The sequence below is a fragment of the Thermoanaerobacter brockii subsp. finnii Ako-1 genome, assembly GCF_000175295.2.
Taxonomy (GTDB): Bacteria; Bacillota; Thermoanaerobacteria; order Thermoanaerobacterales; family Thermoanaerobacteraceae; genus Thermoanaerobacter; species Thermoanaerobacter pseudethanolicus.
This window is the reverse complement of sequence record NC_014964.1, coordinates 1,083,396-1,105,894: the sequence shown is the minus strand read 5'-3', so window position 1 is coordinate 1,105,894 and position 22,499 is coordinate 1,083,396. Positions and strand designations below refer to the sequence as shown.

Genomic DNA, 22,499 nt, shown 5'->3' with positions numbered 1-22,499 from the left:
TAAAAAATGCACACTTTTTGTGTGCACTTATTTAAGCTTCCTTTCAATTATTCCTCCTCCTACTACTACATCCTTATCGTAAAAGACAACTGATTGTCCTGGAGTTATAGCTCTTTGAGGTTTTAAAAATTTCACTAATACTTTATCTTCTTCATATGGCTTTATAATAGCCTCTTCTTCTTTAGCTGTGTAGCGTATTTTTGCAGTTACCTTCATTTCCTTTTCAAGTTTTTCAATGGAAATAAAATTGTTATTTGAGGATATTAGCTCTTCTCCCCACACATCTTCTTGATGTCCAACAACAACTACATTGTTTTTCACATCTATATCCACGACGTATAAAGGCCTATCAGAAGATAAACCTAATCCTCTTCTCTGACCAATTGTATAATGTATTATTCCTTTATGATACCCTAAAAATTTACCGTGAACATCTCTAAATTCTCCTGGCTTTATTTCATCTTTAACTTGCCTTTTTATCAATCCGCTGTAATCATTATCTGGGATAAAACAAATTTCTTGACTCTCTGGCTTTTTAGCAACAGGTAGCTTTAACTCCTCTGCTAAAGCTCTTATTTCTTCTTTTTTGTAATTTCCTAAAGGGAAAAGAGCATGTTCTAACTGCTTCTGTGTCAAACGATATAAGACATAGCTTTGATCCTTAGAAGAATCTATACCTTTTTTTAATAAATATCTTTTTGTTTTTTCATCATACTCTTTTCTGACATAATGGCCTGTAGCAATGTAATAAGCTCCCAACTCAAATGCTTTCTCTAAAAGCTCTCCAAATTTTATTTGCCTATTACACAATACACAAGGATTAGGAGTCCTTCCTTTTAAATATTCATTGACAAAATAATTTACTATTTTATCATAAAAGATTTTACTCAAATCAACTGTGTAATGAGGTATTCCCAATATCTCTGCAACTTTCTTTGCATCTTGTGTAGCTTTTAAAGAACAACAACTCTTATCGCTATCAAAAGCTTTAGCTTCATGGTCTACCCATACTCTCATTGTAAGACCTATAACATCAAATCCTTGCTTTTTTAAAAGATATGCAGCTACAGAGCTATCTACTCCTCCACTCATTCCAATTGCTACTCTATTGTTTATCTCCATGTTATATATAAAATCCTCCTTTAAAAGTCCTATAAAAGTCCTAAAATTATTATTTCCCTAAATGTAATACATAAAAGCACTTTTTTGATTTAATCGCCTGTAATCATCCACCATATCCTGTAAAGTAATAGAGTCTATCACTTTATTTATACTGTCTCTTATTCTTTCCATCACCAACTTCGTCGGACAACCTCCTGCTCTGCTGCATTCAAAAGGAGTATCTTCCAAAACGCAATCTGCAGGAGCCAATGAACCTTCCAACGTTCTTATCACATCTCCAACAGTTATCTTATCAGGAGGAGCCGCTAGCATATATCCCCCTTGTGCTCCTCTGACACTTTTCACAAGGTCAGCTTTTCTAAGGATTGCTATAAGCTGTTCTAGATAATGCTCAGAAAGTCCTTCATTTTCGGCAATTGTCTTTAAAGAAATGGGGCCTTCCCCGTAGTAAAGGGCTAATTCAAACATAGCTTGTATCCCATATCGACCTTTTGTAGATAGTTTCACGATTATCCACCCCTGAATTCCTACTATTTTACCCGGATTTCAACAAAAAGAATACCACTTAAAAAAGTGGTTGTCAACACTTAATTTTCTATAATTCTTTTGCTTTATCTTGCAAAGAACCCGGCATTATTTGCATTAGTTCTATTCTAGACACAAATGTTTAAAGCCTGCCCTTTCATCTTCATCTTTTCCCTTGTCGATTCCTCCGGGAAAAAGTTCAATGAATTGTCCCTCCGCCACTTTTAGATATACAAGCATTAATTCTCCATTTTCATGGTTTAACCTAAATGCTTCTTTTAGACCTAATTTTTCACAATAAAACTCTATGCTTCTGTCAATATCTGTGACTTTGTAGGCTACATGCCCTAAACCTATTATCATTTTAAAACCCTCCTAAAAAATATTATTCCTCACTCTATTATAGCAATCCCTTCAAATTTTTCATAATGCAAAAAGAGGCGCATTTTTACGCCTCTTCAATGACTTTTTCTACATATTCAGAGGTAGAACAGGATAAAATCCCTCCATATCTCAGTTTGAACTTTATTATATCTCCAACTTTATATGGATATGTGGAATTTGTAACATTTACAATTAAATGGTCACTGCTTGAACCTATTAATTCAATAGAGCTGTCTATAGGAATTAGGTCATTCATATTGACATCCTGTCTTCCTATAGCCAAAATTGCTCTTTTCATTATCCCCCTATCCACATATACTTGTCTTTCTCCAAAAGCATCCATTCCTAATATACCTCGTGGATAAGAAGGTTTTTCTTTTAATTCGACTATCTGTGCTTCTAAAGTAAATACATCGTCATAAGTATGGGGAATTCTGTCTCCAAAAGCTGTTTCCCTACCTAAGACAATAGCTTCTCCTATTCTAAGTTGCGTTATTTCTCTTGGTATGAGACCATTTTGAACTAAGTACAGACTGCTTGAGTTTCCTCCTGAGACTATATCCAAATTCAAGTTAAATTTTTTGTTGATAGAATTTTTTATTTCCACAAGCTCTTCTAATATATCTGGGGTAGGGATAACTGAACCATAACAAGTTAAATTAGTACCTATTCCTCGAAGTCTTATGCCTTCTAGTTTTACTATTTGTTCTACTATTGGAATAACATCCTCTTTTAATACACCCTCTCTCAAATCCCCTAAGTCTACCATTAGGATTATTTCATGAATTTTCCTTTGTTTTTTTGCCTCTTCTGACAGGCTTTTTATTGTATCTATTTCTGAGTTTAGGCTTATATCTGCATATTTTATAACTTCTTCCACTTCACTTTTCATGGGAATTCGAAGAAGCATTTTAGGTACCGGTATGTGTTGTAATTTTTTTAAATTTTTGATTCGAGAATCTCCTAAAATTTCTACTCCACCTTTTACCATCGTCTGTGCTACTTCTGGAATAGCACAAAAAACTTTTGTAACACCTACTACCTTTATATTTTTCTTTTCACACAAATTAACGATAGTTTGTGTATTTTCTCGAAGTTTTACTAAGTTTATTCTCAACAAGGGATACATTTAATCTCCCCCATTTCTAAATGCCAAAGCTATTTTTTATTAATTTCAAAGCTTCGTCAGGATATTTCTTAGACAAAACACCACAAACCGCCATGATATAATCTCTGTCAATTAAAACTTTTGCCGATGAAGGAGGATAAAGCTCTTTTCCACTTCCTCCATCATTTATATTTTCTAATAATTTTTCTCCTCCTTCAAGTCTTGAAAATATTCCACCGGTACCTATTATCCATTTAACATTTGTCAAATCTCTTCCTTCCGCATAAAAGGTTCTTCCTGTAGGTCCAAAATAACTGCTTAATTTACCTGCGTGACGCTTTACTGCCACTTCTAATGCCTTGCTTGCAAGATATATCACAAATTCTTTTTCTTCTTCTGTTTGTGGTATTGGCTTTATATTGTTTATTAGTTCCTCTGCATTACTGAATTTTTTATATATATCCTCTCCGCACAAATCAAATAAATTTCTTGAATTAACAAAAACCCCCAAATCCCCCTCTACTGTGCGTTTAGCCAAAGGCTCTGGATTTACAGTTATTTTTTGTATTTCATCGCTTCCTTCAGTAACAGAATGAACATCTGTAGTAGCTCCACCTATATCCACTACCATCAAATCACCTATGTCATTGTAAAGAAGTATAGCACATTCCATGACAGCACCTGGCGTTGGGATTATATTTCCTGTCACCAATTCTTTTACTTTACTCATACCTGGCGCTGTTACAATATGCTTTTCAAAAACTTTTTGAATCATTTTTCTTGTCGGTTCTACATTTAAATTGTCAATTGATGGATAAACATTGTCTACAATGTATACTTCCTGACTGGCTTCTTGAAAAATGTAGGAAATTTCTTCTCTGTTCTCTATATTGCCTGCATAAATGACAGGAACATTTAGTTTCATTTCTGCTAACTTTTCTGCATTATAAAGAGCAGTTTCTCTATCTCCGAAATCCACTCCACCTGCTAAAAGTATTATGTTTGGTTTTATTTGTTTTATTTTTTCTAAATCCGTTCTTCTCAGTTTTCCTGCTGTTATAAGTTTTATATTGGCTCCTGCCCCAAGGGCAGCCTCTTTAGCTGCCCTTACAGTCATGTCGTAGACTAAGCCATGTACAGTCATTTTGAGGCCACCAGCAGCACTGCTACAAGCAAGCATCTCACTATATACAAAATCTCCAATTTTATCTTTTAAATCCTCAATAGCCCCCTCAAGGCCAATATTCACATCCCCATCTAAGACTGTGGTAGGAGCCACCCCCTGACCTATAAAAACAGGGTTGTTTCCGAGAATAAAGGCATTTACAGTTGTCGTAGTACTTCCAACCTCAGCTACAAATATGTCAATTGTTTTCTTCATTTTCCTTTTCCCTTCTTTTTTTAACTAAAAAACTTGCCACTTGATTTCCTTTTGTACCCCTTCCAAATCCTGCATCAAAGCCAACACTTTTAGCAAGGTCGATTGTAATTTGCGTACCTCCACCTACTAAAATTACTTTATCTCTTATTCCCTTTTCTACACAAAAGTCGTGAATTTTTTTCATATTCTTTATATGGACATCATCATGGGTTATTATAGTGCTAACTAAAATAGCATCAGCATTTTCCTCTATAGCTGCATCAACTAACTTTTCTGCAGGGCAAGAAGTACCAAGGTAAGTAAATTTTATGCCGTATTTTTCAATTCCGCCGTGTTTTATATCCAAAATCTCTCTTAAGCCCACAGAATGTTCATCATTTCCTACAGTTGCAGCAACCACCTTCATAGGCTTTCTCTTGATATCTCCTTCTATTTCCTCATCTGAAAGTATTTCCTCTTGCGGCGGTATTTCTAATTCATTTTTGTCAATAGAAAATTGAACACGTCCTCTTACTTCCACGTACGTTCCCTCTGCAGGATGCATTGGAAGTTTACCTAAAACGACTACATCAGTAAGCCCCAGCTTTTCTGCGTATTTAATAGCCGCGTATTCAGCAGTCCTTTCATCTACAGGCAAAAATAGGTTCATGCTTATTATGCCGTCTCCTGCCCACTCCACTTCTGGTTTTATTTTATCTCCTTTTCTATACTCAACAGTTTCTTTCAATCTATTTTCTACATTGTCACTTTCATCTAATTCGTCTATATATTGAATTTTCTCATGCTTGCAAAGAGTACATCCATTTATTAAATCGCAAGGTTTATTAAGCCCTTCTGGCAAATTGTTATATCCAAAGTGAGAGCATACCGGCGCCATATAGTCTTTATCTCTTTTGTAAACAGTACCGGCGCCAATACCACCATTTATAGTTCTTACTATGCCATCTCCATTTCTCTCTGGATAATAGCCTGAATCCACAAAGAAACCTTCTTCTACTGCCTTAAAGTATCCTCCAACTTCTAAAATTTCTTCCATAAAGAGAATGGCTCTCATCTTTAATTCTCTTACTTTTTTGCCTAACTCTCCATCAAAATTGAGTTTTACCATCTCTTTAAGGCCATCCATGCCTATAAGGGCTTGTTTAGCAGTGTTTATCGCGTTTATATTGTTGTAATGCCATGGTACATTTCTTCCCTCATCAGGAGTAATAGTACTTTGTATGTCTGCAGATGTCAATCGAGATATTAAAAGGTTAAGCACATGTGTCACAGTTGCTTCTCTTGTATCGTGCTCAATATATTTTGTGTTCATCTGTGCCCTCATTTTATAATCTTTAAAAAGTTGTCTTAAAGCCACTGCATAAGGCAAATCCAAACGTATAGAAGGAGTTGGTGGAGCATTTGGTGGCACTGTAGATAAGGCTATGTTTTCTGGTTTCATTCCTACTTTTCTCGAATAAAGTGTATTTATGGCATGCTGTACTAAAAGTTCAGGCATAACTTTCCATCCATATTTTGCTGTTGCATTGGCGTTATGAGCACCATCAATTTGAAGTATATTAGCATCTGCCATTATTTTCTTAGCAACTGCTGCATCTACAAAAGACCTTACCATGTTTATATTTCTATAAAGGACATTGTACTGAGGGTCTTGATGGGCACCATTTACCCCTTCTTCAGCGAACATAACAGCTACTTCAGGTCCAGCTATTCCACTTACATAAGAGTGAAAGTTTATAGGCCTACCGACTTCATCTTCAATTAAATCCAATGCTTTTCTCGTCGCTCTTATTTGTTTTCTCGAAATAGGAACTCCTCCTACACCCTCAGGTGTTCCTTCAATAAGTCCATCAAAATGACTTTGTCCTAAAGTTCTGATTACCATTATGTGGTCTGCTCCATGCCATGCTGCCATCCTCATGCGCCTTATATCATCTTCAAACCTTCCTGAAGCTATTTCTGTAGTTATCACACAATCTGGCTGAGGATCAATGTTTCCAAAGTGTTTTGCAGCAGGAAGTGGAATACTGTTTTTAAGTGGTTTTGAAACCTGATAATACTCAAAATCGCCAATTTTGTGTTTGCCTACATCCTCTCTCCAGTGCCATCCTCTTCTTCTCGGCACATATTTATCTAAATCTTTTAAAATCTCTTCAATATCTATTTTTTTATCCTTTTCAAGCTTCATTTTTCCTAGCCTCCCTTGCTATATCATCAAGCACCTCCAAGTACTCTCCGTTAGCTATGGCTTTTCCAGCAGCAAGGTAATCTTTTTTTGAGTCTTTCTGCAACTTTTAACACAATATTTCCTGCTCCTTTTGGCAAAAGCCCTCTTTCCTCAATTCTGTTTACAATCTCCTTTGCCTCAATACCAGAAAAACCCATTCGTAAAAGCACAGAACGCTCAATAGATGGAGATGTGTGATAATATGCCGACTCTATCAAGGGGTCTACAATTTTTTCTGCCAATTCCCAGAAATATGCGTCTAATTCTTCATCTGTCATGTGTTGAAGATGTTTACTCCTCGTTTCAAAATCGTCTACTCTTTTCACATTATCACCCCATCCTATAATTCTGAAATTATTTCTCTTACAAATTCCTGACTGGACTTGGTATCTTCAGCCAAAAATTTAATGTCTCTATCATCTTTAGGCAATCCAAAGTGTTGAATGCAGTTTTTAATGTAAGACTTTTTCAAATTCAAAAGATAAACTTCTCTCGCCTTTATCATAGAAGGATGTTCAGGTAAAATTATGTTTTGTCCTGGTATCTCATCATCAGGATTTCCTACTAGAATTTTTATACCATTTTGCATAGCAAAAGTAAGCTGAGCCGTTGGATTTTTACCTGCCCCTGTATATTCTGTCTCCTGCACCACTATTATCTGGTCGTTTTCCATTTGCTGTGCCAAACTGAAAGCTGCCGCTAAAGAGGTATTTCCCGCTGGTCCTCTTTCTAAACCTTCTAATTGAGCTAAAAGCTCTGTCATGTAAAAGACTTCCCCTTGCTTGACAAGGTAATACCCATCCATGTACCTTAAAGGCCTTGCAGCATTTCGAGGCACATCTGCTCTGTCCGGCCAAGTTGCAAATGGGATTCCAAATCCTGTATGTCCTGTTGTAAAAGATTTTCTGTTAAAATCCTTGTCTGAAGCCATATGAAGCCCTGTTAAATCAACGCTCACGCCGTATATTTTTGTGTTTACTGCTCCCGCTTTCATAAGTCCTCTTGCAGTACCCGTCAAATTGCCTCCACCAGCATGGGTGGCTACAACAACATCAGGAAACTTACCAGTCCTCTCTTTTACTTGCTGAGCTATTTCATATCCCAATGTTTCAATACCAGCAACTCCAAAAGGAGTGTACAAAGAAGCATTAAAATATCCCGTCTCTTCTAATAGCATCAAGTTTACATAAAATAATTCCGGTCCAACAGTTAGTTGTATGACTTCCGCTCCAAATGTTTCACACTTTCTTCCTTTTTCCAATATCTCTGGCTGCCCTATACCTCTACTATCATAAGCTTCTTGCACTACGATGCATTTTAAACCTTTCATGGCAGCTTGTGAAGCCACTGCTGCTCCGTAATTACCACTAGTGGCAGCTATGACTCCCTTATATCCCTTTTGTTTTGCGTGATATAGAGAAACACTAGCCCGCCTTTCTTTAAAGCTTCCTGAAGGGTTACAAGCTTCATCTTTTATAAAGATTCTGGCAGCTTTTCCTGTTGGCGAAACTTTTCTCGCTAATTCTGTCAAGTTTTTTAACTCTATAAGAGGAGTATTTCCTACATTTGCTTCCCTTTGTATTTTAACAATTTCTTCTAAGGTGTAACCTGTTTCTTTCATCATTTTTTCATATTCAAAAGCAATTCCACCTGATTCAAATTTTTCATAATCTATTCCCAAAGATCTTTTCATTATTTCGTTTTTCCTAGCCATTACATCCTTATACCTACTCATTCTTCTTCACCGCCATACAATATCTCTCTTGCTTTTATACCTGCTTTTATGAGCTCAGGAATTGGATTGCCAAAATCGTGAATATGCCGTGGATTGATTTCTACTAAAATTCCTTCCACTACTCTACCCGTCAAAGTCTTAATTTTGACTGTGTCGCCAATCTCTCCATCTTGTAAAAGTAAACCTTTAACCCACATCGTCAAAGGAGTCCCTTTGGTATCTTGAGGTGTATTTTCAGATCTTTCCGATGGTTCTAAAATAACCTGTTTAATTTTTACCCAATCGCCTTTTTGAGCCATTTTATCTCCTCCTGATCATATCTCTTGCATCGCCCATAATAGCTCTAGGTACAGGCAAATCCAGCATAGTAACAAGACCTGGCTGCGCATTTATGACGTGAGGTATCGTATTGACACAAAGTGCAATAGTACCTAAGCCTCCAGGTATTTCAGGCTTTATAGACACCTTTATAGTCGGAGTTCCTTTAATCTCAATATAGTCTCCAGTCTCTACTCCTTCTTTTTGAGGTAATATCTGTTGAGGATGTTCTAATTCTATTTTCACCTCTCCATCTACTTTTCCAAACCCTATTTGGCGACATCCAGCAACGTAACCCGGCTCAACTTTTGCATAAGGGGTCTCTCTATAAGTTTTAGAAATTATAGGCTCTCTTATCTGCTCAATCCCTGAAAGTTTCCAGCCTAAAGCATCACAAATCATTGAAATAGACTCAGGAAAACCTATATGCCCTGCAACAGTTCCTTTTTTTACGCCTTCTTCAAATTCTTCCGGAGTAAGACCCACCCCTTGCTCTTCCATAACAGCTTTTCCAAAAGGTGATAAGTCATTAATCCTTGCTGCTTTAATGGACTCAACATCTACGCAGGCTCCCGTCAGTGCAATGATTAAATAGTCTAATACAAATCCCGGATTTATTCCTGTACCCAAGGCAGATACGCCATTTTCCTTCGCAAGCCTGTCAATTTCTTTGGCTAATTCCGGATGTTGAGCAGAAGGATAAGCCATCTCTTCAGCAGTTGTAATGACATTGATTCCGCTTTCTACAGCCAATTTAATGAGCGGGAAAACCTTTTCTACATAGGAGGATGTAGCAATAACCGCTATATCGGCACTTCCTTTTTTTATAACATCTTGAGGCTCAGAAGTGATGTAAACAGGTTTAGAATTTGTCCCTAAGATTTCATTTAAATCCTTTCCTACTTTGTTAGGGTCAGTATCAATAGCTCCGACTATTTCCATGCCTTTTTTAGAAAGTATCATTTTAGCAATGCCGCTTCCCATTGCACCAAGTCCCCATACTACCACTTTTATGTTTTCCATTCTATCACCTCTAAGAATTTTCTCTACATCTATATTGTATACATTTACTTAGGCTAAATAAAAGCTTTTCCATTCCTTAAAACACGAAGAAAACCCAATTTAATATTGGGTTTTCTTCGTGTTACAAAAGTATGCCTTAGTATGTTTCGATTTTCGTAATTTTTTGGAAAATTAAACAATTCTTTTTATATTTATTCAAGGAATAAAATTAAAAATCCTGCATAATGCAGGATTTTTAATTGTTTAAATGCTTTTCTATAAACTTTACAAAGTCTGCTTTAGGTCTTGCTCCTATTATTTTATCTACCATCTTGCCATTTTTGAAAAGTCCTATTGTAGGTATGCTCATTATTCTAAATTGCATTGCCAGCTCATTTTCTTCGTCTACATTAACTTTTCCTACTTTAATCTTTCCTTTATACTCTTTTGCTAGTTCATCTATTATGGGAGCAACTAATCTACAAGGTGCACACCATTCAGCCCAAAAGTCTATCAATACTGGTACATCAGAGTTTACAACTTCTTCTTCGAAATTATCGTATGTAATTTCTACCTCGTCAGACTCTTCTGATTGTGTAGCACCACCATTGAGATGTTTTTCTATAAATCTTACAAAATCTGCTTTAGGTCTTGCTCCTATTATCTTATCTACCATTTTACCATTTTTGAAAAGTCCAATTGTAGGTATACTCATTATTCTAAATTTCATTGCCAATTCATTTTCTTCATCAACATTAATTTTACCTACTTTGATTTTTCCTTCATATTCTTTCGCCAATTCGTCAATTATTGGAGCCACCATTCTACAAGGCATACACCACTCAGCCCAAAAGTCTATTAAGACTGGTACATCTGAATTTACAACTTCTTGTTCGAAATTTTCAAGTGTAATAACTAATTCTGCCATAAAACCACTCCTATACTCTTATTTCATTTTTATTTTTATACAAAGCAATTGCTTTATACATTTATTATAAAACAAATTGCTCACAAAACCTAACTTTTAAAATCACTTCATAAATTTTATAAATGTCTCAACTAATTCCTCTATCATGTCATCCTGCTTTTCAGTGCACATTGCTCCCTTTACACAGCTGGTAGTATAGCTTTTAAGAAGAATTTTACCAACGCTGTTTATCGCAGACCTAACAGCAGCTACTTGTACCAGTACATCTACGCAATGGGCGTCATTTTCAATCATTTTTTGTATGCCTTTTACTTGTCCTTCAATTTTTCTTAATCTTCTCAATAAATCTCCTTTGCTATCTTGGTACATACTATACCTCCCAACCCCATCGGGGTATCCAATGAATAGTATAAAAGTTTTTCACAGATATGTCAATAGCCTTTTGTTATTTTTTTAATAAATCCTTAACTACCTCTGCAGCAAGTATGAGGCCGACAGCAGAAGGCACAAAAGAAATACTGCCAGGTACTGGTTTCGATATTTTTCTCTTTTCGTTTTCATAAAAATTTTTTATAGGTTCTTCTTTAGAATACACCACTTTTAAAGATTTAATACCTCTTTTCTTAAGTTCTCTCCTCATTACTTTTGCCAAAGGACATACACTTGTTTGATAAATATCTGCAACTTCAAATTTTGTAGGGTCTAATTTATTTCCTGCTCCCATACTGCTAATTATAGGTATACCTAATAAAGTGCATTTCACTATTAAATCCACTTTTGAAGACACTCTGTCAATTGCATCAATTACATAATCGTATTCTTTTGATAATAGTTTATCACTATTTTCACTGGAATAAAACTCTTTAAAAGTTAAAACCTGGGCTTCTGGATTTATCTCTAATATCCTGTCTTTCATTACATCAACTTTAGGTTTACCTATCGTACGAGTGGTAGCGTGTATTTGCCTGTTTACATTTGTAACACATACATCGTCTCCATCTATTAAAACCAATTTTCCAATTCCTGCTCTTACTAAAGCTTCAACAGCAAAAGAGCCTACTCCTCCTATTCCAAAAACAGCAACAGTACTGTTTTTAAGTTTTAAAAGCCCTTCTTTCCCTATTAAAAGCTCTGTTCGCGAAAAAATGTCCACACTCTTCCCTCCATAAAAAAACCCCATAGTGCCGTGCCTCCCGGTAGTTTTTGAACCCGGACTCACAAAGTGGGTGCCCTCTTGGCAGCTTCATATTTCCGTTCGAAGACGGCCTATATTCCACTGCCAAAGCCCAGGCTCCCTTATTATTGGTGTTGGCTCAAACTTTCACCGGACCTCACGTACACCACAGGGCTTTTCAGCTTTATTCATCTTTCTATATAAATAATAGCACAAAAGCCTCTATTTTTCAACTGGTAAACGTTTATAGGTCTACCTTTATGTGCAATTCCTTTAACTGCTCTTCTGAAACCTCAGAAGGAGCATCTGTCATCAAGCACACTGCATTTTGAGTCTTTGGAAATGCAATTACATCCCTTATGGTGTCGCTTCCCGTTATAATCATTGCAAGCCTATCCAACCCATAAGCTATACCTCCATGGGGAGGAGCACCGTATTTGAAAGCCTCCATCAAAAATCCAAATCTTTCCCACGCTTTTTCTTCGCTAAATCCCAAAACTTTAAACATTCTTTTTTGAAGCTCAGTATCGTGTATCCTTATACTTCCTCCACCAATCTCTGTACCATTTAAAACTATGTCATAAGCCTTTGCCCTGACTTTTAAAGGTTCCTTTTCCAGTAGCTCTATATCTTCATCTTTAGGAGCAGTAAAAGGATGGTGCTTTGCTACATACCTTTTTTCTCCTTCGTCGTACTCTAAAAGTGGAAAATCTACTATCCAAACAAACTCATATTTATTCTCATCAATTAAATTAAATCTCTTGCCAAGCTCTAGCCTCAAATGAGCTAAAGTATCAAAAACTATTTCATCTTTGTCTGCCACAATTAGTAGCAAATCTCCGGCTTCTGCCTCAAGTCTTTCGAGTATTTTCTTCATTTCTTCTTCACTTAAAAATTTAGTAGCAGGAGATTTCACTTCCTTTTCAAAAACTTGTATCCACAAAAGTCCTTTAGCGCCATAAGTTTTTGCAAACTCTACCAGTTCGTCCAACTGTCTTCTTGGCATAGAAGCAGCACCTTTTACATTTATACCTCTCACAGAACCGTTATTTTTTAAAGCAGTCTTAAACACATTAAATTCTGATTGTGCCACTATATCAGATAAATCCTTAAGTTCCATTCCAAACCTCAAGTCTGGTTTATCTGTCCCAAATCTTTCCATAGATTCTTGATAAGATAATCTTTTAAAAGGAATTGGTACATCAATGCCTAAAGTCTCTTTAAATATCTCTGCAATCATTTTTTCGTTAATTTTCAAAACATCTTCTACTTCTACAAAAGACATTTCTATATCTATTTGTGTAAACTCTGGTTGCCTATCTGCTCTTAAATCCTCATCTCTTAAACATTTGGCTATTTGGTAATACTTATCAAATCCAGAAATCATAAGAAGTTGTTTGAATATTTGAGGAGATTGAGGCAAAGCATAAAATTTTCCTGGATAAATTCTACTCGGTACAAGATAGTCCCTTGCCCCTTCTGGAGTACTTTTAATTAAAAGAGGAGTTTCTATTTCTATAAAACCATTTCTGTTTAAAAAATCGCGGACAACTTTAGTTATTTTAAACCGAGTCATCAAATTTTGTTGCATTGAAGGCCTTCTCAAATCTAAGTATCTGTATTTCAACCTTATAGCTTCTGATACATTGCTCCTATCCTCTATTGGAAAAGGCGGAGTCTCTGATTTGCTTAAAATTTTTAAAGTATTAGCATATATTTCAATTTCTCCTGTAGAAATTTTAGGATTTACATTTTCCGGAGCCCTTTTTACCACTTTTCCCTCTATTGCCAGTACATATTCACTTCTTACGCTTTGCACTTTTTCAAAGGCTTCAGAAGAAACCTCATTGCTAAAAACCACCTGCACAATGCCTGTTCTATCTCTTAAATCTATAAATACTAATCCTCCATGGTCTCTTCTCCTTTGCACCCATCCCATTACTACAACTGACTTATCTACGTCTTCAACTGTCAATTCTCCACACATGTGAGTTCTTTTAAGGCCATTTAATTGTTCTCCCATTTAACTCCCTCCGTTTATATATTTTTTATCCTTTGTTCTATCTCATCAATGGATATTTCTACTTCGCTTCCAACTCTCATATCCTTTAATTTAACTTTGTTTTCCTTCATCTCTTCTTCTCCTATTACAATAGCAAATTTCGCATTAAGCTTATTTGCGTACTTCATTTGTGCTTTTAAACTTCTATCCATGTTATCTCTTTCTACTTTTAATCCATTAAATCGCAGTTTATTAGCAAGGGCAAAAGTAAATAATTTTGCTTCTTCCCCAACATAAGCTATAAACAAGTCTACACCTTCAGGTTTAGGAATCTCAATGCCATTTTGCTCTAATGTAATAAGGAGCCTCTCTAACCCCATTCCAAAACCTACTCCCGGCATAGAAGGCCCTCCGCATTCTTCTATAAGGCCATCATACCTTCCTCCACCGCATACAGTCCCCTGAGCTCCGATGTCTTTTGAAATTATTTCAAAAGCAGTTTTGGTATAATAATCAAGTCCTCTCACAATTCTGGGGTCAATTATATAATCATAGCCCATTATATCTAAATACTTTTGTAGCTCTTCAAAATGACTTTTGCAATCATCACACAAATAATCTGTAATGAGAGGGGCATCTTTGGTTATCCTCTGACAACTTTCTACTTTGCAATCCAACACCCTCAAAGGATTTATCTCATATCTGACTTTACAGTCGTCACACAAATACTCCAAATTGTTCTTCAAAAACTCTTTAAGCACTTTATTATAATTTTTTCTACAAACAGGACATCCTACACTATTTATTCTAAGCTCCAAATTATTAAGCCCCAATTTTTTTAAAAGTGTCATAGCAACACTTATAACTTCTGCATCTGCAGAAGCGCTTTTAGCACCAAATATTTCGACTCCAAATTGGTGATGTTCTCTTAGCCTTCCCGATTGAGGCCTTTCATATCTGTAAACAGGAGTTATATAATACAATTTAGTAGGCTGCGTCTCTGCATACAAATTGTGCTCTATAAATGCTCTTACAGCTGGAGAAGTACCTTCAGGCTTCAGAGTAATGCTTCGCCCTCCCTTATCCGTAAAAGTATACATCTCTTTTCTCACAATGTCAGTCGATTCCCCTACTCCCCTTAAAAACAACTCAGTATGTTCAAAGCCAGGCGTTCTTATCTCTTTAAAACCGTAAACATCACATATCTCCCTTATGAGTCCTTCTATATATTGCCATTTATATGATTCTGAAGGGAGAATGTCCTTTGTCCCTCTTGGCGCTTTTGTAAGCATTTTACCAACTCCTTTTACATTTTGTAAAAACTTTATACATTTAAAAACCCCTCGTCTGCAACAATTTGCAGGGACGAGAGGTTAAATCCCGTGGTGCCACCCTGATTTGGACTCATTCCCTTAACGCAGGTTCACGGAGCCAGCCTACATTATCGACTGGTCTGCTCACAGGTGTCTTTCGCAATAGCATAAGTATGAAGATACTCTCAATCACGGTATCTTCTCCCTGTATACCTGCTATTGCTACTCTCCTGGTCATCGCATTTATCCATCATTTTACTTGTTATTATACATTATACTATTATTAGCTGTCAATCACAATTATCTTTAATCTACTTTCATAATAATTTATCCACCTATTGACAAAAAAATATTAATGAGTTAATATTTTGATGTATAAAATATTTTGTATTAAAAATTTTTGAGGTGAAAATTTATGAACAAAGATTGTGATATTAAGCTTTTATATGACCTGTTTCGTATAATTAGACAAAAACTCAATAATCAACTGAAAGCAAATGACCTCTCTGAGTTTCAAAAAGACCTCACAATTGGAGAACAACAAGTAATAATAATTTTAAGCGAAAATAAAAGCAATCCAATGTATATGAAAGATATTGCTTTAGAATTAGGTATTTCCCCCAGCACCCTTACAAGCATAGTAGACAAACTTGTAGAGAAAGGGTTAGTTCAAAGGAACTTTGATTTGGAAGACAGAAGAAAAATAGAAATTTCTTTGACAAAAAAAGGCCAAGATCTTTATAAACACTTAGCAATGTTTAGGGAAAAAATTTTGCAGCCAATTTTTGAAAAACTCTCTCCTCAAGAATTAGAAACATTAAAAAACATATTACAAAAAATCAAAGAAGAACTATAAATTTTGAGGGTGGTGTTTATGAAAAATACTGTTAAAACATTAACAATAGTCACAGTAATTTTAGCAATTGTAGCTTCTACCGTTTATGCAATCTCTATAAAAAACAAAAACTCTGCTTCCACTGTAGAGGTAAATGCTGCTAAAGTTGAAAAAGGTGATATAGTTTCTTTATTCTCTACCACAGGAGTAGTAGAATCAAAGTCCAAACAAGAATATTACATATTATCTCCTACTAAAGTTTTAAAAGTCTATGTATCCGTTGGAGATAATGTAAAAAAAGGAGATAAACTTCTAGAATTAGAAACACAAGATTTATCTATACAATATCAAATTGCACAAAAACAACTGGAAATGGCGCAAATGCAACTGGATGCATTAAAAAAATTAAAAGAAAAACAGTCACAACAATCCCAAGTCGCAGCTCAAATTCCAAATACCTCTTTGCCACAACAACTCCCTTCGGGAGAAAGTACAGTACAACAACCCTCCACTTCACAGATACAAACTTCTTCTCTTAGCCTTGACGACCAAATAAAACTCCAACAAAAACAAGTAGAAATTGCAGAATTAAATCTCAAAAATATAAAGCAAAATATGTATAAACAGCAAAAATATGTTATTGCTGAATTTGATGGGACAGTAACCATAGTAAATGCCAAAGATAATAGCTATTTTACCTCCTCTCAATTTCCTGCAATTGCAGTAGAAGACTTAAACAACTTGCAAATTGCACTTGATGTAAAACCTTATGATGCGGTAAATTTAAAAGAAGGGCAAAAAGCCTACATACATTTTGCAGATAAAACTTTTGAAGGAGTAGTAAGTAAAGTAAGTCCAACTGCGACAAAAGTAATCACTCAAACAGGTGGAGATAATGTCGTAAAAGTTTATGTGGACCTTTTAAGCAATGATGGCACAATAAAACCAGGTTTTAATGTAGATGTCGACATAAAAATTGCCGAAAAAAAAGATGTAATAAAAGTTCCATCAGAAGCAATCGTAAGTGACAAATATGGTAACGAATTTGTGTATGTAGTAGAAAATGGTATAGCAAAACAAAGGAAAGTAAAAAGCGGACTCGTTTCTGATTTGGAGACAGAAATCATAAAGGGAGTAAATGTCGGCGAAAAAGTCATACTAAATCCCACCAGTTCTATCGAAGATGGTACAAAAATCACAATAAAGGGCGGGAAAGACTGATGATTGAATTGAGCAATGTAAGAAAGGTGTACAATCTTGGAAAAGTCCAAGTGAATGCATTAAAAGGCGTCTCTTTAAAAATAAATAAAGGTGAATATGTAGCAATTGTTGGTCCCTCTGGCTCTGGTAAATCTACTTTAATGAATATAATTGGTCTTTTGGATAAACCCACATCTGGAAGTTATAAGCTCAATGGAACCGAAATATCAACGTTAAATGATGACCAATTAGCTTATTTAAGAAATCGCCAGATAGGTTTTGTTTTTCAGTCTTTTAACCTTTTGAGTAAATTAGACGCACTGTCAAATGTAGAACTGCCAATGTTGTACGCCAAAATACCAGCAAAAGAGCGTAGAAAAAGAGCAATAAAAGCTTTAGAAATAGTGGGATTAAGTGAAAGAATACACCACAAACCTAATGAACTTTCAGGGGGGCAGCAACAAAGAGTAGCAATCGCTCGTGCAATTGTAATGAATCCTTCTTTTCTATTAGCTGACGAGCCAACAGGAAATCTCGACACAAACTCCAGTATTGAGATAATGAGAATTTTTTATCAACTAAATGAATCGGGTACTACAATAGTGATGGTTACCCACGAACAGGACATAGCAAATCACGCAAAAAGGATACTTCGCTTAAGAGATGGAAACATTATAGAAGATACCCCTATCGCAAACAGAATAACTTATTAGCAGGTGATAAAGGATGTATATTTTAGAAGCCATAAAAGTAGCAATTGACAGTATATTAAGTAACAAATTAAGAGCCCTTCTTACGATGTTGGGGATTATAATCGGAATTGCTTCAGTTATAACAATAGTGTCTTTAGGAGCAGGCGGTCAAAAAGCTATTTTAGGCGAATTCGAAAAAATCGGCGTTAGTGTATTTTCTATCAAGACGAAAAATAATGTTGAAATAAGAGAAAGCGATAAACTGACTCTCAAAGATGTAGAAATGATCAGAAAAAGACTTTCTTCGGTAAAATATGCGGCGCCAATTACAGAAAAATTTGGACTCGCTAAAACAGATAAACTTACCAAGAGGGCTATTTTTATAGCAACAGATTTTGATTATGGAAATGTCTCTAACATAAAAATAATCTATGGCCGCTTTTTAAATGAAAAAGACATTCTCATGGGTAGAAATGTGGTACTTATTGATAAAGACTCTGCAAAAGAACTTTTCGGTTATGAAGATTGCGTAGGAAAAACTATTAAAATAGGCAGTTCTTCTTCCTTTGACACAGCAAAGATAATTGGCGTTATTGACAGTGGTAATTTAAAAAGTTTAGGAGGCTCAATAGCTGACCAAATACCTGTAATAGTTGCAATTCCAATAACTTACGCGCAAAAAATCTTCCAAGACGTAGATATTTCACAAATTTACGTAATGACCTACAACCAAAACCAATTAGATGAAGCCTCCTCTCAGGCTGTGCGCTTAATAGAAGCACTTCATCACAACAAAGATAAATACGAAGCAGAAAACCTCATCGGTTTCCTAGAAGAATTCAACAGAATATTAAGCATATTTACGGCAATCATAGGAGCAATTGCTGGTATATCGCTTATAGTAGGTGGAATCGGAATCATGAACATAATGTTGGTTTCTGTAACTGAACGCACCAGAGAAATTGGAATAAGAAAAGCCATAGGCGCAAGGCAAAAAGACATTTTAATGCAATTCTTAATTGAGGCTGTCGCAATTTCTCTCTTAGGGGGTGCTATAGGTATTTTCTTCGGTTATATTTTATCAAACATCATTGGTCCTTTTATAAATATAACCCCCATCATCTCTATAAACACAATATTAATCGCTTTTCTTTTCTCCTCAGCAGTAGGAATATTCTTTGGAATATACCCTGCACAAAAAGCAGCTAGACTCGACCCAATCGTAGCACTCAGATACGAATAAAAGCAAGAGGTAAATCACCTCTTGCTTTTATTCCCTCAAAAACAAATTAATTCTCTTTTCTTTTCCAATTGTTGAAGACTCGCCATGACCCGGATATATCACTACGTCATCTTCCAATACCAAAAGCTTGTTCTTTATAGAATCCATTAAAGTATCAAAATCTCCACCAGGAAAATCATATCTTCCTATCGAGCCTTTGAAAACAGTATCTCCTGTAAAGCAGACATTGTCAATTTTAAAACACACTCCGCCTTTTGTATGACCTGGAGTGTGTAGGACTTCTATTGCGTATTTCCCAAAATATAAAATATCGCCACCATTTAATAAAATATCTGCGGCACTGCACTGTATTTTTTTATAGACCATTTTAGATAGATTTAAACTGGGATCTAAAAGCATGGGAGCATCTTCTTTTGAAATAGCAACTTCTGCTTGAGTAACTTTCCTCAGCTCCTCTACTCCACCTATGTGGTCAAAATGACCATGAGTGAGTAAAATATATTTTACTCTTAATTTGTTAACACCAATATAATCTTGTATTTCAGATAAATATTCCCCTGGGTCTATTACAATTGTCTCCCTAGTTTCCTCGTCAGAAACAATATAACAATTGGCTTTATAAAGTCCTACCACATACCTTTGTATTTTCATAAAATCACTCCATTAAAACACTTTTTTAGAATCAATGAGAATTGTAACTGGTCCGTCATTTTCAATTAATACTTTCATCATTGCCTGAAATATACCTGTTTTGACACTTACGCCTCTTTTTTCAATCTCTTTGACTAATAAATTAAAATACTTCAAAGCTTCTTGTGGTTTTTGAGCCATCATAAAGTTAGGTCTTCTGCCTTTTCTCACATCTCCAAGCAAAGTAAATTGAGAGACAAGAAGGACTTCTCCTCCTATATCTAAAAGAGACAAATTCATTTTTCCTTCTTCATCTTCAAAGACCCGCAAATTCACTATTTTATCTGCCATGTACATTACATCATTTTCATTATCATCAATAGATATACCAACCAAAACAACAAATCCTTTACCTATTGAACTTACCATTTCTCCACCTACACTTACTTCTCCGCGACTCACCCTTTGAACAACAGCTCTCAAAAAAATCACCTCTATGCACTTAATCTGTAAACGTCCATTACCCCTTCCAAAGCTTTCAACTTATTCATAACTCTTTCCAGTTGGTCTTTTGAAATAATCTCTAAAGTTAAGTTAATAATTGCAATATTGTCTTTTGTTGTTCTAGCATTGACAGCCTTTACAGCAATTTTTACATCTGCAAGAACACTAGTAACATCTGTCAAAAGTCCAAATCTATCACTAGCCATAATCTGTATATCAGCTTGATAAAGGATATTTCTATCTTGATCCCACTCAACCTCTACAATTTTGTTTCTATCAAAAAGATATTCTTTTACATTGGGACAATCTTTTCTGTGAATAGAAATTCCCCTTCCTTTAGTAACATAACCTATTATTTCATCCCCTGGAACAGGAGAACAACATTTTGCAAACCTGACCATTACATTGTCTACACCTTTTACAATGACCCCCGTTCCGCCTGTTTTCTCTTTTTTCTTTCCAGCCTTATCAATTGGAACGGACTTTAAACCTATTTCTTTCTGAGATTTTTTGATTTCTTCTTTAATTCTCGGTATTACCTGATTTAAAGTTAACCCTCCATAACCAATTGTTGCATATAAATCCTCTATTGTGTGAATGTTGAGTTTTTTAAGCACTTCCTCCCATATCTCACTTTTTATCATAGCAGGTTGTATTCCATGACGCCTGAGGTCTCTTTCTAACATTTCCTCGCCGCGAGCGATATTTTCTTCTCTTTTTTCTTTTTTAAACCACTGTCTGATTTTGTTTCTCGCTTGAGAACTTTTGACAATCTGGAGCCAGTCTCTACTTGGACCTCTGTCTTTATTTGGACTTACTAATATCTCAACAATATCACCGTTTTTTAATTGATAATTTATAGGGACTATTTTACCGTTTACTTTAGCACCATTTAATCGATGACCTATTTCAGTGTGTATGCTGTACGCAAAGTCAATAGGAGTAGACCCCGCTGGAAGATTTATGACATCCCCTTTAGGAGTAAAGACAAAAACCTCATCTGTAAAAAGATCAATTTTTAATGTTTCCATAAACTCTTTTGCATCTTTTAACTCTTTCTGCCATTCTAAAAGCTGCCTAAGCCAAGAAAGCTTTTGGTCAAATTCGTCCTCTGTAGTCTTACCCTCTTTATATTTCCAATGGGCTGCAATACCGTATTCTGCCGTTTTGTGCATCTCCCATGTTCTTATTTGTATTTCAAAAGGTTCTCCTTTAGGACCTATTACTGTAGTATGAAGGGATTGATACATATTAGGTTTTGGCATAGCGATATAATCTTTAAATCTTCCAGGAATTGGCTTCCATAAAGTATGCACAATTCCTAATACGCCATAACAGTCTTTTACGGTGTTAACAATTATCCTCACTGCTAACAAATCGTAAATTTGCTCGAAAGTTTTATTTTGCGTTTTCATCTTTTTGTAGATACTGTAAAAATGTTTAGGTCGCCCATCTACTTCTGCTTGTATTCCCATTTCTTTTAATTTCTCTTTAATTGTAGTTATGATATTTTGTATAAACTCTTCTCTTTCTTTTCTTTTGGCAGCAACCTTTTCTACGAGGTCATAATACTCCTCCGGATGCAAATATCTCAAACACAAGTCTTCTAATTCCCATTTTATCTTAGATATTCCTAAGCGATGAGCAATAGGGGCATAAATCTCTAAAGTCTCTTCCGCTTTTTCTTTTTGTTTGTCAAGAGGTAAATATTTGAGAGTTCTCATGTTGTGAAGCCTGTCAGCCAGTTTTATGAGTATCACTCTAATGTCTTTTGCCATTGCTATAAGCATTTTTCTCATATTTTCTGCCTGTTGCTCTACTTTGCTCTTGTATTCTATTTTACCAAGTTTTGTAACTCCATCAACCAAATCAGCAATTTCTTTTCCAAAATTTTCCATTAATTGGTCATAAGTTACATCTGTGTCTTCTATTACATCATGTAAAAGGCCTGCTGCAATAGTGGTAATATCTAATTCCAGGTCAGCCAAAATAAATGCAACTTCTATGGGATGAACAATATATGGCTCTCCTGAGTTTCTCATTTGGCCCTCATGGGCATTTACAGCAAAGTCATAAGCTTTGTATATTAACTCTAAATTTGCATCATCACCCATGTATTTTTTTATCCTATTTATCACTTTGTCCAACATAGTTATCACACCTTATAATTAAAGTG

General features: G+C 35.5%; 22 protein-coding genes, 1 other RNA gene, 1 pseudogene and 1 other annotated feature. Of the genes and pseudogenes, 4 read left to right on the top strand and 20 right to left on the bottom strand.

What is annotated here, in order from left to right; translation table 11 throughout:
- Nucleotides 1-27: 27 nt before the first annotated feature.
- The 17 genes and pseudogenes from mnmA to hisS form a co-directional block, all read right to left on the bottom strand.
- Entirely contained in the window at nt 28-1,122 is a 1,095-nt protein-coding gene (gene mnmA / locus THEBR_RS05345) for a tRNA 2-thiouridine(34) synthase MnmA (protein ID WP_009052309.1), read from the bottom strand.
- A 57-nt stretch (nt 1,123-1,179) separates the two neighbouring features.
- Nucleotides 1,180-1,629 carry an RrF2 family transcriptional regulator gene (locus tag THEBR_RS05340; RefSeq protein WP_003868830.1) on the bottom strand — a complete coding sequence of 150 codons (450 nt, stop codon included), beginning with the start codon at nt 1,627-1,629 and terminating at the stop codon, nt 1,180-1,182.
- A 141-nt stretch (nt 1,630-1,770) separates the two neighbouring features.
- Complete coding sequence (locus THEBR_RS05335) at nt 1,771-2,010, bottom strand: VOC family protein (protein WP_012269293.1); 240 nt, start codon at nt 2,008-2,010, stop codon at nt 1,771-1,773.
- An 85-nt stretch (nt 2,011-2,095) separates the two neighbouring features.
- A complete protein-coding gene (gene orr, locus THEBR_RS05330; protein ID WP_012269292.1) occupies nt 2,096-3,160 on the bottom strand; it encodes an ornithine racemase Orr in 1,065 nt (354 codons plus the stop codon).
- 16 nt (nt 3,161-3,176) lie between these two features.
- The gene (locus THEBR_RS05325; RefSeq protein ID WP_012269291.1) at nt 3,177-4,520 is read right to left on the bottom strand and encodes a GlmL-related ornithine degradation protein; all 1,344 of its coding nucleotides are present in this window, start codon (nt 4,518-4,520) and stop codon (nt 3,177-3,179) included.
- Nucleotides 4,504-6,708 (bottom strand): D-ornithine 4,5-aminomutase subunit OraE, encoded by a 2,205-nt coding sequence (gene oraE / locus THEBR_RS05320; protein ID WP_012269290.1) that lies wholly within the window; start codon nt 6,706-6,708, stop codon nt 4,504-4,506. The genes THEBR_RS05325 and oraE overlap by 17 nt, the downstream gene beginning before the upstream one ends.
- 50 nt (nt 6,709-6,758) lie before the next feature.
- Nucleotides 6,759-7,073 (bottom strand): ornithine aminomutase subunit alpha, encoded by a 315-nt coding sequence (locus tag THEBR_RS05315; protein ID WP_012269289.1) that lies wholly within the window; start codon nt 7,071-7,073, stop codon nt 6,759-6,761.
- Between the two features lie 14 nt (nt 7,074-7,087).
- On the bottom strand, nt 7,088-8,482 hold the full coding sequence (ortB, locus tag THEBR_RS05310) for a 2-amino-4-oxopentanoate thiolase subunit OrtB (protein WP_012269288.1): 1,395 nt from the start codon (nt 8,480-8,482) through the stop codon (nt 7,088-7,090).
- A complete protein-coding gene (gene ortA / locus THEBR_RS05305) occupies nt 8,479-8,781 on the bottom strand; it encodes a 2-amino-4-oxopentanoate thiolase subunit OrtA (protein ID WP_003868890.1) in 303 nt (100 codons plus the stop codon). Before ortA ends, ortB begins: the two co-directional genes overlap by 4 nt.
- A 1-nt stretch (nt 8,782) precedes the next feature.
- Nucleotides 8,783-9,823, bottom strand: a complete 1,041-nt coding sequence (gene ord, locus THEBR_RS05300; RefSeq protein ID WP_012269287.1) for a 2,4-diaminopentanoate dehydrogenase — start codon at nt 9,821-9,823, stop codon at nt 8,783-8,785.
- A gap of 235 nt (nt 9,824-10,058) precedes the next feature.
- Nucleotides 10,059-10,427: a thioredoxin gene (trxA, locus tag THEBR_RS12395; RefSeq protein WP_049753480.1), complete on the bottom strand. Its 369-nt coding sequence runs from the start codon at nt 10,425-10,427 to the stop codon at nt 10,059-10,061.
- Nucleotides 10,428-10,730: pseudogene (gene trxA / locus THEBR_RS12390) on the bottom strand (thioredoxin); the annotation flags it as partial.
- A 102-nt stretch (nt 10,731-10,832) separates the two neighbouring features.
- The gene (locus tag THEBR_RS05285; protein ID WP_012269286.1) at nt 10,833-11,099 is read right to left on the bottom strand and encodes a metal-sensitive transcriptional regulator; all 267 of its coding nucleotides are present in this window, start codon (nt 11,097-11,099) and stop codon (nt 10,833-10,835) included.
- A gap of 76 nt (nt 11,100-11,175) precedes the next feature.
- Nucleotides 11,176-11,910 (bottom strand): tRNA threonylcarbamoyladenosine dehydratase, encoded by a 735-nt coding sequence (locus THEBR_RS05280; RefSeq protein ID WP_003868847.1) that lies wholly within the window; start codon nt 11,908-11,910, stop codon nt 11,176-11,178.
- Nucleotides 11,900-12,082, bottom strand: a non-coding RNA gene (gene ssrS, locus THEBR_RS11780) — 6S RNA. Before ssrS ends, THEBR_RS05280 begins: the two co-directional genes overlap by 11 nt.
- A 66-nt stretch (nt 12,083-12,148) precedes the next feature.
- A complete protein-coding gene (gene aspS, locus THEBR_RS05275; protein ID WP_012269285.1) occupies nt 12,149-13,927 on the bottom strand; it encodes an aspartate--tRNA ligase in 1,779 nt (592 codons plus the stop codon).
- A gap of 14 nt (nt 13,928-13,941) precedes the next feature.
- On the bottom strand, nt 13,942-15,198 hold the full coding sequence (hisS, locus tag THEBR_RS05270) for a histidine--tRNA ligase (RefSeq protein WP_012269284.1): 1,257 nt from the start codon (nt 15,196-15,198) through the stop codon (nt 13,942-13,944).
- 66 nt (nt 15,199-15,264) lie between these two features.
- Nucleotides 15,265-15,466 (bottom strand) — a binding site (T-box leader).
- Between the two features lie 168 nt (nt 15,467-15,634).
- On the opposite strand from hisS, the gene THEBR_RS05265 reads away from it, so the two are divergent.
- Genes THEBR_RS05265 through THEBR_RS05250 form a run of 4 tightly spaced genes read left to right on the top strand, consistent with a single transcriptional unit; the run spans nt 15,635 to nt 19,189 of the window.
- The gene (locus THEBR_RS05265) at nt 15,635-16,075 is read left to right on the top strand and encodes a MarR family winged helix-turn-helix transcriptional regulator (protein ID WP_012269283.1); all 441 of its coding nucleotides are present in this window, start codon (nt 15,635-15,637) and stop codon (nt 16,073-16,075) included.
- A gap of 18 nt (nt 16,076-16,093) precedes the next feature.
- Nucleotides 16,094-17,275 (top strand): efflux RND transporter periplasmic adaptor subunit, encoded by a 1,182-nt coding sequence (locus THEBR_RS05260; protein WP_012269282.1) that lies wholly within the window; start codon nt 16,094-16,096, stop codon nt 17,273-17,275.
- Nucleotides 17,275-17,967, top strand: coding sequence for an ABC transporter ATP-binding protein (locus THEBR_RS05255; protein ID WP_012269281.1), 693 nt, complete (start codon nt 17,275-17,277; stop codon nt 17,965-17,967). The genes THEBR_RS05260 and THEBR_RS05255 overlap by 1 nt, the downstream gene beginning before the upstream one ends.
- A gap of 13 nt (nt 17,968-17,980) precedes the next feature.
- Nucleotides 17,981-19,189: an ABC transporter permease gene (locus tag THEBR_RS05250; protein WP_012269280.1), complete on the top strand. Its 1,209-nt coding sequence runs from the start codon at nt 17,981-17,983 to the stop codon at nt 19,187-19,189.
- Between the two features lie 27 nt (nt 19,190-19,216).
- Here THEBR_RS05250 and THEBR_RS05245 read toward each other — a convergent pair whose 3' ends face one another.
- From THEBR_RS05245 to THEBR_RS05235, 3 genes are read right to left on the bottom strand one after another with little or no spacing between them, the layout of a single operon-like run.
- Nucleotides 19,217-19,840 carry an MBL fold metallo-hydrolase gene (locus THEBR_RS05245; protein WP_012269279.1) on the bottom strand — a complete coding sequence of 208 codons (624 nt, stop codon included), beginning with the start codon at nt 19,838-19,840 and terminating at the stop codon, nt 19,217-19,219.
- A gap of 12 nt (nt 19,841-19,852) precedes the next feature.
- Nucleotides 19,853-20,302: a D-aminoacyl-tRNA deacylase gene (gene dtd / locus THEBR_RS05240; protein ID WP_012269278.1), complete on the bottom strand. Its 450-nt coding sequence runs from the start codon at nt 20,300-20,302 to the stop codon at nt 19,853-19,855.
- A gap of 11 nt (nt 20,303-20,313) precedes the next feature.
- Nucleotides 20,314-22,473: a RelA/SpoT family protein gene (locus THEBR_RS05235; protein ID WP_012269277.1), complete on the bottom strand. Its 2,160-nt coding sequence runs from the start codon at nt 22,471-22,473 to the stop codon at nt 20,314-20,316.
- Nucleotides 22,474-22,499 lie beyond the last annotated feature (26 nt).